General features: G+C 46.1%; 19 protein-coding genes. 3 read left to right on the top strand and 16 right to left on the bottom strand.

Features of this window, described 5'->3' with window-relative positions; all coding sequences use genetic code 11:
• Nucleotides 1-5: 5 nt before the first annotated feature.
• The 4 genes from rsmH to M1D67_RS08725 all read right to left on the bottom strand — a co-directional run bounded on the left by rsmH (nucleotide 6) and on the right by M1D67_RS08725 (nucleotide 4,150).
• Nucleotides 6-944 carry a 16S rRNA (cytosine(1402)-N(4))-methyltransferase RsmH gene (rsmH, locus tag M1D67_RS08740; protein WP_020451294.1) on the bottom strand — a complete coding sequence of 313 codons (939 nt, stop codon included), beginning with the start codon at nucleotides 942-944 and terminating at the stop codon, nucleotides 6-8.
• A 66-nt stretch (nucleotides 945-1,010) separates the two neighbouring features.
• Nucleotides 1,011-1,442, bottom strand: coding sequence for a division/cell wall cluster transcriptional repressor MraZ (gene mraZ, locus M1D67_RS08735; protein ID WP_009328555.1), 432 nt, complete (start codon nucleotides 1,440-1,442; stop codon nucleotides 1,011-1,013).
• Nucleotides 1,443-1,567: 125 nt separating this feature from the next.
• The gene (bshC, locus tag M1D67_RS08730; protein ID WP_479831777.1) at nucleotides 1,568-3,184 is read right to left on the bottom strand and encodes a bacillithiol biosynthesis cysteine-adding enzyme BshC; all 1,617 of its coding nucleotides are present in this window, start codon (nucleotides 3,182-3,184) and stop codon (nucleotides 1,568-1,570) included.
• A gap of 78 nt (nucleotides 3,185-3,262) precedes the next feature.
• A complete protein-coding gene (locus M1D67_RS08725; RefSeq protein ID WP_101560819.1) occupies nucleotides 3,263-4,150 on the bottom strand; it encodes a 2-dehydropantoate 2-reductase in 888 nt (295 codons plus the stop codon).
• 182 nt (nucleotides 4,151-4,332) lie between these two features.
• Here M1D67_RS08725 and M1D67_RS08720 point away from each other — a divergent pair, with 182 nt between their 5' ends.
• Complete coding sequence (locus tag M1D67_RS08720) at nucleotides 4,333-4,812, top strand: N-acetyltransferase (RefSeq protein ID WP_020451291.1); 480 nt, start codon at nucleotides 4,333-4,335, stop codon at nucleotides 4,810-4,812.
• A 36-nt stretch (nucleotides 4,813-4,848) separates the two neighbouring features.
• On the opposite strand, the gene gerR is transcribed toward M1D67_RS08720, so the two are convergent.
• The 3 genes from gerR to M1D67_RS08705 form a co-directional block, all read right to left on the bottom strand.
• Entirely contained in the window at nucleotides 4,849-5,454 is a 606-nt protein-coding gene (gerR, locus tag M1D67_RS08715; protein ID WP_195536276.1) for a sporulation-specific transcriptional regulator GerR, read from the bottom strand.
• A gap of 147 nt (nucleotides 5,455-5,601) precedes the next feature.
• Nucleotides 5,602-5,775 carry a 50S ribosomal protein L32 gene (gene rpmF, locus M1D67_RS08710; protein WP_003181522.1) on the bottom strand — a complete coding sequence of 58 codons (174 nt, stop codon included), beginning with the start codon at nucleotides 5,773-5,775 and terminating at the stop codon, nucleotides 5,602-5,604.
• Between the two features lie 23 nt (nucleotides 5,776-5,798).
• Complete coding sequence (locus tag M1D67_RS08705) at nucleotides 5,799-6,314, bottom strand: YceD family protein (RefSeq protein ID WP_023857255.1); 516 nt, start codon at nucleotides 6,312-6,314, stop codon at nucleotides 5,799-5,801.
• Between the two features lie 218 nt (nucleotides 6,315-6,532).
• On the opposite strand from M1D67_RS08705, the gene M1D67_RS08700 reads away from it, so the two are divergent.
• On the top strand, nucleotides 6,533-7,783 hold the full coding sequence (locus tag M1D67_RS08700; protein ID WP_479831776.1) for a nucleotidyltransferase: 1,251 nt from the start codon (nucleotides 6,533-6,535) through the stop codon (nucleotides 7,781-7,783).
• A 19-nt stretch (nucleotides 7,784-7,802) separates the two neighbouring features.
• On the opposite strand, the gene M1D67_RS08695 is transcribed toward M1D67_RS08700, so the two are convergent.
• Nucleotides 7,803-8,825 (bottom strand): SepM family pheromone-processing serine protease, encoded by a 1,023-nt coding sequence (locus M1D67_RS08695; RefSeq protein ID WP_020451287.1) that lies wholly within the window; start codon nucleotides 8,823-8,825, stop codon nucleotides 7,803-7,805.
• 322 nt (nucleotides 8,826-9,147) lie between these two features.
• On the opposite strand from M1D67_RS08695, the gene ylbJ reads away from it, so the two are divergent.
• A complete protein-coding gene (ylbJ, locus tag M1D67_RS08690; RefSeq protein WP_479831775.1) occupies nucleotides 9,148-10,368 on the top strand; it encodes a sporulation integral membrane protein YlbJ in 1,221 nt (406 codons plus the stop codon).
• Between the two features lie 8 nt (nucleotides 10,369-10,376).
• On the opposite strand, the gene coaD is transcribed toward ylbJ, so the two are convergent.
• The 8 genes from coaD to ylbD form a co-directional block, all read right to left on the bottom strand.
• Nucleotides 10,377-10,871, bottom strand: coding sequence for a pantetheine-phosphate adenylyltransferase (gene coaD, locus M1D67_RS08685; RefSeq protein WP_020451285.1), 495 nt, complete (start codon nucleotides 10,869-10,871; stop codon nucleotides 10,377-10,379).
• Nucleotides 10,864-11,430: a 16S rRNA (guanine(966)-N(2))-methyltransferase RsmD gene (gene rsmD, locus M1D67_RS08680; protein ID WP_020451284.1), complete on the bottom strand. Its 567-nt coding sequence runs from the start codon at nucleotides 11,428-11,430 to the stop codon at nucleotides 10,864-10,866. The genes coaD and rsmD overlap by 8 nt, the downstream gene beginning before the upstream one ends.
• A 48-nt stretch (nucleotides 11,431-11,478) precedes the next feature.
• Nucleotides 11,479-11,613 (bottom strand): hypothetical protein, encoded by a 135-nt coding sequence (locus M1D67_RS08675; RefSeq protein ID WP_256163752.1) that lies wholly within the window; start codon nucleotides 11,611-11,613, stop codon nucleotides 11,479-11,481.
• A 108-nt stretch (nucleotides 11,614-11,721) separates the two neighbouring features.
• Nucleotides 11,722-11,994, bottom strand: a complete 273-nt coding sequence (locus M1D67_RS08670; RefSeq protein WP_009328559.1) for a YlbG family protein — start codon at nucleotides 11,992-11,994, stop codon at nucleotides 11,722-11,724.
• A 70-nt stretch (nucleotides 11,995-12,064) separates the two neighbouring features.
• Nucleotides 12,065-12,514 carry a regulatory iron-sulfur-containing complex subunit RicF gene (gene ricF, locus M1D67_RS08665; protein WP_268490310.1) on the bottom strand — a complete coding sequence of 150 codons (450 nt, stop codon included), beginning with the start codon at nucleotides 12,512-12,514 and terminating at the stop codon, nucleotides 12,065-12,067.
• Between the two features lie 72 nt (nucleotides 12,515-12,586).
• Nucleotides 12,587-12,715 (bottom strand): hypothetical protein, encoded by a 129-nt coding sequence (locus M1D67_RS08660; RefSeq protein ID WP_256163750.1) that lies wholly within the window; start codon nucleotides 12,713-12,715, stop codon nucleotides 12,587-12,589.
• 78 nt (nucleotides 12,716-12,793) lie between these two features.
• Nucleotides 12,794-13,033 (bottom strand): YlbE-like family protein, encoded by a 240-nt coding sequence (locus M1D67_RS08655; protein ID WP_020451282.1) that lies wholly within the window; start codon nucleotides 13,031-13,033, stop codon nucleotides 12,794-12,796.
• A 14-nt stretch (nucleotides 13,034-13,047) separates the two neighbouring features.
• Nucleotides 13,048-13,446 (bottom strand): YlbD family protein, encoded by a 399-nt coding sequence (ylbD, locus tag M1D67_RS08650; protein WP_020451281.1) that lies wholly within the window; start codon nucleotides 13,444-13,446, stop codon nucleotides 13,048-13,050.
• Between the last annotated feature and the right edge of the window lie 35 nt (nucleotides 13,447-13,481).

Here is a 13,481-nt window from a genome sequence, read left to right as displayed (position 1 = left end):
ACAGCTCACTCTCGTGCTTTTTCCGCGATGCGCAGCTTCGCTGAGCGCGCACGGTTATTGTGTTCAAGCTCCTCTTCAGAAGCTGTGATCGGCTTTCTGTTGACTAACTTTAATTTCGGTTCAAACTCCTTGGGGATCACGGGCAGTCCGTGAGGCAGTTCAGGAGGCGATGACATCTCTTTAAATGTCGATTTGCAGATCCGGTCTTCCAGCGAGTGGAACGTGATGACCGATACCCTTCCGCCCGGCTTCAGTACCTCAATCGCCTGTAAAAGCGCTTCTTCAAACACTCTCAATTCATCGTTTACCGCAATTCGAATCGCCTGGAAGATCCGTTTAGCCGGATGCCCGCCGCTTCTTCTTGCCGGTGCGGGAATCGCCTCTTTGATGATATCGACAAGCTGGCCTGTTGTTTCAATAGCCGATTGTTCTCTTGCTTTTTCGATTTTCCTGGCGATTTGCTTGCTGAACTTCTCTTCTCCGTATTTAAAGAAGATTTTCACGAGATCCTCATAAGGCCATTCATTGATGACTTCCTTTGCCGAAAGGCCCGCCGACAGGTCCATTCGCATATCAAGAGGTGCATCATGATGATAGCTGAAGCCCCTTTCAGGTGTATCCAGCTGAGGAGATGAGACGCCTAAATCAAATAAAACACCGTCCACTTTCGTGATGCCGATTTCGTTTAGACGGTCTTTTAAATACCGAAAATTGCTTTTTATGAAAACGACTTGTCCTTCATGATCCGCCAGTTTTTCCTTCGCGTGGCGGAGTGCGGTTTCATCCTGGTCAAAAGCGACCAGCTTTCCTTTTTCAGACAGCTGTGAAAGCAAATATTCGCTGTGACCGGCACCGCCTAATGTACAGTCTACATATGTACCGTCTTCTTTTACATTTAAACCGTCAACTGTTTCTTTTAATAATACTGTTGTATGCTCAAACATTTCTTTACTAGTCCCACCTTTATTCAAATGAACTGATTGCAGAAGCGCCGCATGCGCAAAGATTCATTATATATCAAATCCGATCATGTTTTCAGCTATTTCGGCAAATGAATCTTCCTGCTCTTCTACGTATTGTTCCCAAATCTCTTTGCTCCACAATTCAATTCGATTTGAAACTCCGATGACCACGCATTCCTTCTCAAGCTTTGCATAATTTAAAAGCGGTGATGCAATGTTGATCCGGCCCTGCTTGTCCAATTCGCATTCGGTGGCTCCGGAGAAAAAAAAGCGGGTAAAAGCGCGTGCATCTTTCTTCGTAAGAGGAAGAGCCTTCAGTTTTTCTTCGATGAGTTTCCATTCGGACATCGGGTAGCCAAACAGGCACTGATCAAGCCCGCGCGTCAGAACGAACTGCTCGCCGAGGCCTTCTCTGAATTTCGCCGGAACGATCATGCGGCCTTTTGAATCAATCGTATGCTGGTATTCACCCATAAACATGATCTCGGCCCCCACTTTCGTTCCTCAACTCACCACTATCCACCACTTCTCTCCACAAATTTATTTTACACTGTTTTAGAACAAAAAAAAACCCTGAACTACTCAGGGTTTTTTAAAAAATTATTTCAAAGTTTGACAACTTGATGCATGTTTTGAAATGAATATGGCAAATCCTTGTATTTTTCCAAGAAATTCGGACCGTATTTGTTCAAATAATACACGATGTTCCAAATTCTCTCCTGCGGAGCGTCTAAAGGCTTGATGCTCGTTTGAATTTTGTCAAAATCACGCAAAATGTAGTTTTCTCTTTCTTCAATCCTTTTGATAACCGTTTTCTCCAAAAATTCGAGCTGGTCTTGAATGAAGCCTGAGTTTTTTTCTAAAAGGGGGTCGAGGCTCCCGTCGATTTCGAGGGCTTCAGCGCGCACAGCGGAATGGATGTTTTCGATTTTTTCTTTCGCCTGTTTGACCGAATCGGTAAAACCGCTCGGAACCTTATCTTCAAAATACTGCTCTTTTTTGGCGCGCGCTCCCTTTTCAATCGATTCACGGAGTTCGATTCCCCGCTCGCCCAGCTTTTTTTCGATGTGCCGCTCAAGGAATGTAACCTGAAGCCTCGGTATGACAGGCGGCATTTTATAACCCATAACCTGAAAAGCGCCTTTCAGCTCGCCCCAATAATTGATCTCTCCGGGACCGGCGATGAACGCCAATGTCGGAAGAAGGTATTCCTGCATGAGCGGCCTTGTTACGACATTATTGCTGAACGCTTCCGGCTTTTGGCAGATCAAATCGCAAAGCTCTGCTTCAGACCACTGAAGGTGAAGCTCTTTTATAAAAAACGCCCCGTTTTCTTTTTCGATTAAAAAGCGCTCGCCGTCGTGCTCATAAAAAAGGTTCGCATGCTGTGCGGCTCCTTCAATAATCGGTGTGTAGCCCAGTTGTTGCATGAATTCCTGCTGCCGTTTGACAGAATCGGTCAGCTCGTCGTTTCTGTTCAGCAGCTGCCGGAAAAAACGCGCTTCAAGGGCTCTGATGCCCGGGTCGCCGGAATTCAGAAGGATCAGTCCGTCTTGTTCAAACATGCCGGCAACAAGATATTCGAAAAAATCGGTGAAGGAAAGAGACTGCCTTAAACATCGGCGCAAATGGCCGAGAAGATCATTCGTATACTCCGTTTCTTCAAATGAGGCAAAAATCCCGTCCAGCCACTTTTCAGCTTTTTCGGCATCGAGCGCCGTTTTTGACGCCTGGCTTTTTTTCCAGTGAGACTGCGGGAGCTTGTGCTTTTTCACCTTGCCCCCGTCAGAAATGTAGACGTGATTGATTTCTTCCAGATCGTGGTCTTCCCCCGCAACCCAGAATACCGGAATGACCGGAACGTTCAGCTCTTGTTCTTTTTGCTTTGCAAATACAAGGATCGATACGATTTTATGTATAGTGTAAAGAGGACCCGTTAAAAGGCCGGCCTGCTGCCCTCCGACAATGACGACGCTTTTCGGATCGCGAAGCCGTTCGATTGTTTCATTCATGCTTGCCGATTGAAATTTGCTGTGATAGTCGAGCAAATAGTCAGCTAAAGCATCGCGGTCATACGTCCGGGAGGAAAGGTCATCCAAACGGACACTCCAACTTTCATTGCTCAGGCCGTAATCGAAAAACGGCTCTATCTCCTTTTTTCCATTTATATAGTCTCGAACAAAAGGGTTTTGACTTTGTATGGAAAGTTCAGTAAGCTGCATCTTTAGAACTTCCTTTCTCCAGTAAATAGTTAGCTTTCCGAAACGAGTATAGCACGTTCCGCGATTCGGTCAAAAGATTTAGCTCCATTCGTTTTCAAGCGCCTTGATACTGTGATATAAAAAGGTAAGATGCGGAGCAGACTCCTCTGACTCTTTTGCCCGCTTCAGCAGATAGCCCATAATCGCATCGGCTTCCGTTTTTCTTCCGGCCAGCACATCGGCAAGCATCGAAGACGTGTTGCTTTTTGTCCGGCGGCAAACGGAAAGAACATGGTCCCATGCTGCTTGGCGGTCTTCAAGTTTCAAAATCCGGCTCGCTTCTTCAAAAACGAGCTTCATATAGGCCTCATACATCGGCTCTTCAAGCAGTGCGCCGTTTTCCACTCGCAAAAGAGCCGTCAGCGGATTGATGCACGCATTGACAATCAATTTTCCGGCGAGGGTCTTATACCAGTCTTCGCACCAAATAAAAGGGAACGCTTCATGAACTGAAGCGAGCTCTTTTTTCAGCCGGGAGGCGGATGGACTTCGGAACGCGCTCCATTTTACGGCCCCTTTTCCCGTGTGCCGGAATGTGCGGTCATCCACCCTGACTGCGCCGTGTTCCACAGATCCCGTATAAATGCGGTGGCCCGTCTGCCATTTATCAAGCACGGGAATATGGGCCATTCCATTTTGCAGGAACATGATATCACGAGGCGCGGCCTGTTCCAGTTCCGGCAGAACGCCTCCGAGCTGATGCTCCTTTACGGCAACAAAAAGAAGATCGCAGTCAGGATCAAGTTCAGTCCTGCCTCTGACGTTCCTGATCATCTCTTGTTCGTCTTCAAGAAGGCGGATTCCCTTTTCTTCAATCGCTTCAGCCTGTTCCTTTCTCCGAGCGATCACCGTCACTTCATGGCCGAATGAAAAATAGTATGCAAAAAGGAGGCCGACCGAGCCTCCTCCGATGACTCCGATTTTCACATGCTCACACCCTGATTTTTTCATATACTGTATATCATAGCAGAAATTTTCGCCGTTGACTTGTAAGTTGTTTCAAATATTCAGAACCATTTCGCTTCATTATATTAGAAAATTTTTATCATTTGGATTTTTTGAAAAAAGCGTTTACAATAGAAGTAGACCACAAACAAGGGGGTAACATAATGGTCAAAGTCGAACGTTTGCTGATCAATTACAAAACGCTTGAAGAATTTAAAAAGTTCAGGGAGTACGGGATTCAAGAGCTTTCCATGCTGGAGGACCTTGAAAGCAACATGATTGAAAACGACAGCAATTCACCTTTTTACGGCATCTATTACGGGGATCGGCTCGTCGCAAGAATGAGCCTGTATAAAGCGGATGGAAAAACCAACCAATACTTTGAAGAAGGCCAGGATTACCTCGAGCTCTGGAAGCTTGAAGTATTGCCGGGGTATCAGCGCAACGGCTACGGTACGATGCTGGTGGAGTTCGCCAAATCATTCGGACTCCCGATTCGCACAAGCCCGCGTGTCAAATCATCCGATTTTTGGAGCAAGATGGGCTTTACACCGGTTAAATACGATATGGCCCGGGATAAAGGGGAAAATCCGCTCGTTTGGCATCCTGCGAGCGAACCAAATCAAAGTTCTGAATCAGCCTAAATGAAAAAAGCCGGCCGAAAGAGGATGGCCGGTTTTCTATTTTTCAAGTGGCTCGAGATTTTCATTCGACTCCGGCTGGGGCTTCACCTTTTTGTTTCGTTCGCCTTCCTGAAGAACGACCATTTTTCGGGCTCTCTCCATGATTTCAATCAAGGCTTTATAGTCCTCTTCCGTCAATTCAAGCCGTTTTTTCAGCGATTGATTTTCGCTTCGCAGCTTTTCAACTTCTTGTTTCAGCTCATTGATTTCTTCAGCGAGCTTTTTCTTCTCATCTATAAAGTCTTTTTGAACAGGGGCTTCTTTCAGCTTTTCAAGGTATTGAATAACATCATCGAGCGTCAGATTTTCCGCATTGCTCCCGGAAACCATTTTGACAGATCCAGGAAGATTCGCAGAATGGACGCCTATTTTTTTGCGCAGCTCTTTACGCTGCTTTTTTGCCAGTTCAATACCTGATTGGTATTGCTTTCTGACAAAGGAATTCCAGCGGAATCCGCAGGCAGCGGCCGTTCTGCTTAAAGCCTTGCCCACTTCTTCAAAGGCTGAAAGCTGTGTGCCGCCTTCCCGAATGTGCCTTAAAACAACCTCAGCCAGCAATATATCTTCATCCTGTGTCCATGCATCCTGCCTTGTAATCGTCAAATGTTATCCCCCTCCATGACTTTATGAATTTACCTCATACATATGCGGCTGATAGAGTAGATAGACTATTTTCTTTACAGGAAATAAAAGGATGAAGGGAATAAAAAAACACAAGACCTGAAGTCTTGTGTTTTTCATTGTTGACGATTAGTTGCTTTTTACGTCTTTTCCTTTGTATGATCCACATGCTTTGCAGACGCGGTGTGAAAGTTTCATCTCACCACAGTTTGGGCATTCTACCATACCAGGCACTTGCAATTTAAAGTGTGTACGACGAAGTCTTTTTTTCGTTTTAGAAGTTCTTCTAAAAGGTACAGCCATTATTCCCACCTCCTTAAAGAGCGTTAAGATTCATCATCTTGTTTTAAGAGCTTCTCGAGTCCGGCAAGTCTCGGATCGATCCGGTCTTTCCGGTCATCTTCTGTAATGACCTGCCAATCCTTGCCCTCCTGCGGAGCACCTTCTTCTTTTTGAACAGACTCACAAAAGATTTGCATAGGGATCTCAAGAAGGATTTCTTCTTTCACGACCGGAGTCAAGTCGATGAGGTCATCCTCAACAATATGGACGTCTTCATCTTCCAATTCCTCGGTCTTATGAAATATAAACAGTTCTTTTGTAGAAATACTGAATGGATAACGAACATCAACAAGCGTTCTTGAGCAAGGCAAGATCATCTCGCCTGAAATGGTAAAATCAAATGCAGCCTGCTTTGAGCGGAATTCCGCGCGCCCTTTCACCCGCACCGGTGAAATGCTGCGTATTTCCGAGCTTTGAGAGAGTTCGCTTAAATCAACTGTTTCATCAAATTCAAAGTCTTTCTTCGGCATTTGATTCAACTGATGTATCGTCCATTTCATTGTATCACCTCTAAGTGAGCAACAAACATGATTATAGCTTTCATCATGTTTTTTGTCAATATTTTTTCTTTACAGATATGCGCCTGCGCTTTTCATTCGTTGACATTGTGAACAACAATTCATACACTTAGAAAAAATGCTGTTTTTCGCTAGGCGTCTGGACATTCCATGTGTAAATGTATCATAACTATTTCAAGAGATGCAAGAGAGGTGAAAAAATGAAAGCGGTCGGCCTTGTTGTGGAATACAACCCTTTTCATAACGGACATTTATATCATATAAAGGAAGCAAAATCGGAAACCCGGAGCGAGGTGGCGGTTGCCGTTATGAGCGGTTCCTTTTTGCAGCGCGGCGAACCCGCCATCGTCTCAAAGTGGGCGCGAACGAAGATGGCGCTCGCATCTTTTGTCGATGTCGTCGTTGAACTTCCTTACATATTCGCTGTTCAAAAAGCGGAAACGTTTGCTGAAGGCGCCGTCGCGATTTTAAATGAGTTAGGGTGTGCTTCTTTGTTTTTCGGAAGCGAGCACGGCGATATTGAGGCGTTTCTCAATACAGCCGCACATACGATAGAGCACGAAGACGGGCTCAACGAAGAAGCAAAAAAACAAATAGCGTTTGGGCTGAGCTACCCGCAAGCGATGGCAAAGGCGTTCCGGGCTGTAACCGGAGACGGCAGAAACATTGTTGACCTTTCAAAGCCGAACAACATACTCGGATTCCATTATGTGAAAGCCATCGTTCAAAAGCAATTGAGCATGAAGCCTGAAACCGTCAAGCGCCGATCCTCGGGCTATCACGATTCAGCCTTCCCGGAAGCGGACCGAATCGCAAGCGCCACAAGCATACGCAAATCGATCTTTGAAACGGGAAGCCTCGCGAACAGCCGCTTCTACCTTCCAAAGCCATCGATCGACGAGCTTGATGAATACGCCCGGACTTTCGGCATGTGGCACTCGCCCGAAGATTATTTCCCCTTTTTGAAATACAGCCTCCATACAATGGATACAGAAGAGCTGAAAGGGATTTATGAAGTGGAAGAAGGACTTGAGCACCGCGCCAAAAAAGCGATCCGAAAAGCAGGCTCATTTAAGGAATACATGGAGCTTTTGAAAACGAAGCGCTATACGTGGACAAGGCTGCAGCGCATGAACACCCATATCCTCACAAAAACGAAGAAAGCCGACGTCAAGCGCATGTTAAGCGAACCGTATCCGGCATACATCAGACTTCTCGGCATGACAAAAAAAGGACAGGCCTATTTAGCGGAAAAGAAAAAAAGCTTGAGCGTACCCCTTATTACAAAGACGGGATCTTTTTCCCACCCTTCCCTTCAGCTCGACATAAAAGCGGGTCAAGTATACAGCGCCCCGCTCAAAGAGCCGGGGCGGACGATGCTGACGGAGCAGGAATATTCCCTTTCGCCGATCAGGTATGACGAAGACAGCCGGATATTTTTGCGCAAATAAAACCGCCTGATGTTGCTCATCAGGCGGTTTTCACTTTATCTTCCAAATAATGAATCGCATCATCCATCGTGTCGACAGGGACGATTTTCATATCGGTTTTAATATCTTTTGCCGTTTTGACCGCTTCTTCGTAGTTAGATCCTTTTTTTCCGCCTTCGTTCGGAGCAAAAAAGATGTCGGCTCCCGCCTTATCTGCGGCAACGACTTTCTGGCTGATGCCGCCGATCGGACCGACTTTGCCTTCGTCATCGATCGTTCCGGTTCCCGCAATATGGTGTCCTTTTGTCTCGTCTTCTTTTGTCAGCTGATTATAGATCTCCATTGACATCATCAGCCCCGCCGAAGGACCGCCGATGTTTTCAATGTCCATATCGACCTCCGGCTTCACCTTGACATTGCGGTCTGTGATGAGGGATACGCCAAGCCCGGCTCTCTTCGGATCTTCTTTAAATGTTTTCAGCTTCATCTCATATGTTTTTTCTTCTTTATCCCGTTCAACTACGATTTTCACGGGGTCTCCGGCTTTTTTTGATTCGATGTAGCGGACGAAGCTCTCCGCTGAACGGAACGTTTTTCCGTCAGCTTTTTTAATTTTGTCTCCGACTTGTATTTTTCCTTCTGCAGGCATGCCGCTGACGACCGTCATGGCATATACGCCGTTAAACGTGTAGCTGACTTCTTTTCCGGCCCGCTTATAAGCGGCGATCATCGCATTTTCCTGGGAATCTCTCATCATTTGCAGCTGGCGCTTCATATATTCCTGATCAGATTCGCCTTCTTGTTTGAAATTTTCTTCCGGAAGAATTTCGTGATAAGGGCGCACTTTTGCCCACATGTATGTAAGCGGATTTGCAGGGCCGACTTTCACTGTCATTAAAGAAAAGCTCCCTTTTTCAGGATAGCCGTTATCAACTTTAATTAAAGGTTTCAGCTCAGTCGCTTCGCCGGGTTCTGTAATGTAATAAGGCAGCTTCACAAATGACAGCGCGGCCGTGATGATAACGATCAGTAATGCGATGCGTATAATTCTTTTTTTCAGCATGTATATGTAACCCTCCATCTTTATCTTCACCGGCTCACATCTTCCGTCCGGTTCCAAATTTTCAGCCTGCATGAATTCACAGATGTATGCCATACCTTCTATTGATGCTTATTAAGGAGAAGGGCTTCAGCAAGTCTCAAGCAGCTTCCGGTTCATTTGTATCGCCGATCTGCAATCTGGTGGTCTAAAATGAGGACCAGCCTTCGTATAATGATAAAGAAGTTTCACGGAGAAGGCTTCCGCACAAATCGGGCAAGCTTTTCGTTTATTTTATCATGATCCTGTTTCCAATGTGTATTCACAGCCGCAAAGGGGGTTAGAAATGGACATGTCAAAGGTAAAGACACTTATGATTGCCGTTTTGCTGCTTTCGTTTACAGCCGCCGTCATCACCCATCCGCAAGAATCATTTGACGCTTCTAAAAGTGGACTTGCCATGTGGTGGGAGGTCGTATTCCCTTCCCTTTTGCCTTTTTTTATTTTATCAGAGCTCTTGATCGGATTTGGTGTCGTCAGGTTTGTCGGGCTGCTGCTCGAGCCTTTCATGAGACCGGTGTTCCGCGTTCCCGGCGTCGGAGGGTTCGTGCTTGCGATGGGAATGGCATCAGGAAATCCGGCCGGTGCAAAACTGACTTCAAGGCTGAGACAAGAGCGGCAGATTTCACGGGTCGAAGCAGAGCGGCTCGCTTCGTTCACCAACTCATCTAACCCGCTGTTTATTTTCGGAGCCGTTGCGGTCGGCTTTTTCCATAATCCTTCTCTCGGCGTCGTGCTTGCGGCAGCCCATTATTTGGGCAATTTCGCAGTCGGGTTGACGATGCGTACTTACGGAAGAAAAGAAGAGAACCGCACCGCTGTGCGAAAGAAGCTTCCTTTGCCTTCTATTAAAGAAGCCTTAAAAGCGCTCCATCAGGCAAGACTTGAAGAAAAGCGGCCGCTCGGCAAACTTTTGAGCGATGCTGTCATCTCTTCTGTCCAAACGCTGTTAATGGTGGGCGGCTTCATCATTCTTTTTTCGGTTTTTAATAACATTCTTTCTGTGATGCACATCACCGACATTCTTTCGCACGCCACACGAATGATTTTGACTGCTCTTCAATTCCCCGGTGATTTTGATAAACCGTTATTATCGGGATTGTTTGAAATTACGCTCGGCAGCAAACTGGTCAGTGCCACGGATGCGGCGCTTCTCCAGCAAGCGGTGATTGTCAGCTTTATTTTGGGTTTCAGCGGCTTCTGCGTTCAGGCGCAGGTTGCAGGCATTCTTGCTGAAACCGATATTCGCTTTAAGCCGTTTTTTATCGCCCGCATCCTTCAGGGAATTTATGCAGCGATCTTTGTTCTTATTCTTTGGAAGCCTCTTTATACATCGCTCTATTCTCCGACGGAGCCGGCCTTCTCCTTTCTGACGGCCGGGAAAACGGAATCTTTCTTTCTGCAGATGTGGAACGCGTTGGCAGAGATTGGTCCGCTCCTTACGATCGGCACCCTTCTCATTTACAGCATTCTTTATGCCAAGTCTTTCACCCCTGCTAAAAAATGAGCAGCCGATTACGGCCGCTCATTTTTTGCAAACTTTTTTTCAAGTGCAGCCTCGACCGCTTCCGGCACGAGTTCTGCGACTGAACCTTTATATTTTGCCACTTCTTTGACAATGCTTGAACTAAGGAATGAGTATTGGTTATTCGTCATCATAAAAAACGTTTCAATATTTTCATCAAGCACTTTGTTCATAGAGGTTCCCTGCATCTCGTATTCAAAGTCAGATACCGCTCTAAGCCCTCGCAGGATGACGTTCGCCTGCTTGCTCTTTGCATAATCAATCAATAGCCCCTGGAAAGATTCCACTTGCACATTCGGGATATCCTTCGTCACTTCGCGAAGCAGCCCACAGCGTTCTTCCACCGTAAACAGCGGCTTTTTCGAAGAATTGTTCAAGACGCATACATACACTTTGTCAAACACTTTCGCCCCGCGCCTGATGATATCCAAATGTCCAAAAGTCACCGGATCAAAACTTCCGGGACAAACGGCAATGCTAGCCATCCCCATTCCCTCTCTTTCTGTATATGGTCACGCCTGTTAAGCCGTATATTTCCTGACGGGCAAGCTGAAGTCCGCCCGCCTCGGTCGGAAGGATAACTTCCTTCCCATGCTCAGCTACAATAAAACCTCTGTCAGTCAGCATATCCGCTTCATCAATCTTCGATAAAAGCGCTTCCAGCTTTTGTTCTCGATATGGCGGGTCCAAAAAGACGGCGTCAAAGCTTGCGCCCCTTTTCACCAGCGCATGGAGAGCCCGTTCAGCGTCATTCCTGTATACCTCGGCCCGTTTTTCCAAGCCCAGTGTTTTCAAATTGCCTTTTACGGTTTGAATCGCTTTAAAATCACGGTCGACAAAAATGAAGCGGTCAAACCCCCGCGACAGCGCTTCAATCCCCAATCCGCCGCTTCCCGCGTACAGATCAAGACCCGTGCCGCCTTCAAAATACGGGCCGATCATATTAAAGATGGATTCCTTTACTTTATCAGTCGTCGGCCTTGTCGACGTGCCGGGAACCGCTTTTAAGGCACGTCCCTTATACGTCCCAGAAATCACTCTCATACTTCCACCACTTTTTCTTAAAACTCGAAAAAAATCATTCCTATCTTATCATAAAGTGTTTTCTGGCACAAACACCCAAAGTACAAATTCATATGTATAGCAAAAAGGCTCAGTGGTGATAATAATAGCAACAGCATCGATTGATGTTGTTGCCAACCGCGGAGAAGACTTACGTTTCCCCATAAGTTCTTCCTCCGGTTTCTCCTCTCCCTTTGCCTTCTCCTTGATTTTTAAGGAATAGAAGGACCCCGCAGAGGTATTTCTGCGGGGATTTTTTTAAAATAAAGCAAGTTAGAGCCCGGCTTTATAGTCGTATTCTTTCGCTTTATCCTGCTTGGATTCAAACTCCATTTTCAAGAACGGTTTGTATGAAAGATCCACCTGTTTGACAAAAGAGTACGAACGTATTTTAGCGATGATTCTTTCGGCATCTTCCATATTGCAATAAACCACTACATATTTCAGCCGCTTTGAAACGTAATGAACATTTCCGAATTTCCTGAGCATTTTCGCCTGCTTCAAGGAGTGCAGCCAAACGATTAAGCCTTGACGCCTGATTTCCAAATTGTTCACCTGCCTGTCGCTCTGTGCATGAAGTTCTAAAAAAAACGAGACTCGGGGCGACCGAGCCTCATCAGGAAACTTTACAGCCGCAGCTTCCGCCTGACCCGCAGCCGCCGCCGCAAGATGAAAGATTATCAAAATAAGGGTTTCCAGTCGGTACTTTGATATGTTTTGATACAGCCTGACCGATTTCCACGCTGACTTCATCTAGGATAGATTGCAGCTCGGTTTCCGCCTTTTTAAATTCGGCTACTGTATTGTGAAGGTCAAGCTCCCGTTTGATTTCCCTCATTTTCTTGGATATCTCTTTATAATCAGGATGATACTTGCCAAAGCGCTGCACATCCTCATACTGTTCTTTTATTTTCGTAAACGAATCGATAATACGTCCGGCCTCTTCATCTTCGCGGAGACGCTTGTAGCATTTTCTGTAATATTCAGCCGCCTCTGATTGAAGAATCATGTTGGCCAAATCATATGCTTCATTTTGAAGCCGCAACGATTCCATTGTGGCAAACATAGACATGCACCTCCAGCTATAGTGTATCACAAAACAGCCGTTTTCAAAAATGTCTGTGCCGCCTCCAAACTATTATTTTCCAAAAACTTCGCTTGCACAAGCTGCATCGCGCCATTCTGAAACGCCCTTGGGTTTTGGTTTATGGGTGGCGCAGCCGGCCAGCAAGAGGCACAACATGATTACAAGCCAGCACTTTTTCATCACAGATCAACTCCTTTACACCTAGCTTTGCCAGAATGACACGATTTATCATCATAAAAAAAAGACTCAGGCTTTAAATTAATCCTGAGTGCGCATCGCATGAAACATTTGAAGCATCATCTGGGCCATCTGAATGCCGCCCGATAGCTGGTTGACCCTGTGAGGAATCGTTTTTTCATAAAAGTTCATCATATCGAGATGAAAGGCTGACAAGTCATTCGGATTCCGCGAAAGCTTGCGGTACCAGACCGGCTGCTCACGGATGAACCGGCGGCGCTCTTCATCAGCGAACACATACTCCTGCACTTCTTTACGCATGTCTGACTCCTTCCCTAATCTTTTCGGAAAGAAAACGGATGCTCGCCGCCGCTTTGATTCTGCTGTTTTTGGCTTCCGCCCGAAAACTGGCTGAGCAAGCTTTGCAGCGAAGAAATAGACTGGCTCATTTTATTGATCTGCTCATTCATTTGATTGGCATCCATCTTTCGGACGGCCGTCACCATTTTTGAAATGAAATCGTTTTTGCCGCCAGCAGAAGGCTCCTTTTCTGCCGAAGCTTCTTTTTCCCTGTACGGATCCCAAATCGAATCGTCTTCCCCGAGCAAAACCCAGTTTTCATATACTTCCTGCCAGCTTTTTTCTTGTTTCCGGACTTCGGAAATCAACTTAGGATGCCGTTTAATAAATTGCTTAAATTCATCAATGGATGATTGCGCGTTTTGATTTGCCAACGTCTACACCCCCTCCGAAAACATATGCCTGCTAT

The organism is Bacillus sp. PK6-025 (assembly GCF_056530265.1).
The sequence above is the reverse complement of the archived record's forward strand: the minus strand, read 5'-3'. Positions and strand labels throughout refer to the sequence as shown.

Excerpts from the sequence above, each read along its gene's own strand:
- rsmH (WP_020451294.1), bottom strand. The coding sequence starts at position 944 with ATGTTTGAGCATACAACAGTATTATTAAAAGAAACAGTTGACGGTTTA.
- mraZ (WP_009328555.1), bottom strand. The coding sequence starts at position 1,442 with ATGTTTATGGGTGAATACCAGCATACGATTGATTCAAAAGGCCGCATG.
- bshC (WP_479831777.1), bottom strand. The coding sequence starts at position 3,184 with ATGCAGCTTACTGAACTTTCCATACAAAGTCAAAACCCTTTTGTTCGA.
- M1D67_RS08720 (WP_020451291.1), top strand. The coding sequence starts at position 4,333 with ATGGTCAAAGTCGAACGTTTGCTGATCAATTACAAAACGCTTGAAGAA.
- rpmF (WP_003181522.1), bottom strand. The coding sequence starts at position 5,775 with ATGGCTGTACCTTTTAGAAGAACTTCTAAAACGAAAAAAAGACTTCGT.
- M1D67_RS08705 (WP_023857255.1), bottom strand. The coding sequence starts at position 6,314 with ATGAAATGGACGATACATCAGTTGAATCAAATGCCGAAGAAAGACTTT.
- M1D67_RS08700 (WP_479831776.1), top strand. The coding sequence starts at position 6,533 with ATGAAAGCGGTCGGCCTTGTTGTGGAATACAACCCTTTTCATAACGGA.
- M1D67_RS08695 (WP_020451287.1), bottom strand. The coding sequence starts at position 8,825 with ATGCTGAAAAAAAGAATTATACGCATCGCATTACTGATCGTTATCATC.
- ylbJ (WP_479831775.1), top strand. The coding sequence starts at position 9,148 with ATGGACATGTCAAAGGTAAAGACACTTATGATTGCCGTTTTGCTGCTT.
- coaD (WP_020451285.1), bottom strand. The coding sequence starts at position 10,871 with ATGGCTAGCATTGCCGTTTGTCCCGGAAGTTTTGATCCGGTGACTTTT.
- rsmD (WP_020451284.1), bottom strand. The coding sequence starts at position 11,430 with ATGAGAGTGATTTCTGGGACGTATAAGGGACGTGCCTTAAAAGCGGTT.
- M1D67_RS08675 (WP_256163752.1), bottom strand. The coding sequence starts at position 11,613 with ATGGGGAAACGTAAGTCTTCTCCGCGGTTGGCAACAACATCAATCGAT.
- ricF (WP_268490310.1), bottom strand. The coding sequence starts at position 12,514 with ATGTTTGCCACAATGGAATCGTTGCGGCTTCAAAATGAAGCATATGAT.
- M1D67_RS08660 (WP_256163750.1), bottom strand. The coding sequence starts at position 12,715 with ATGAAAAAGTGCTGGCTTGTAATCATGTTGTGCCTCTTGCTGGCCGGC.
- M1D67_RS08655 (WP_020451282.1), bottom strand. The coding sequence starts at position 13,033 with ATGCGTAAAGAAGTGCAGGAGTATGTGTTCGCTGATGAAGAGCGCCGC.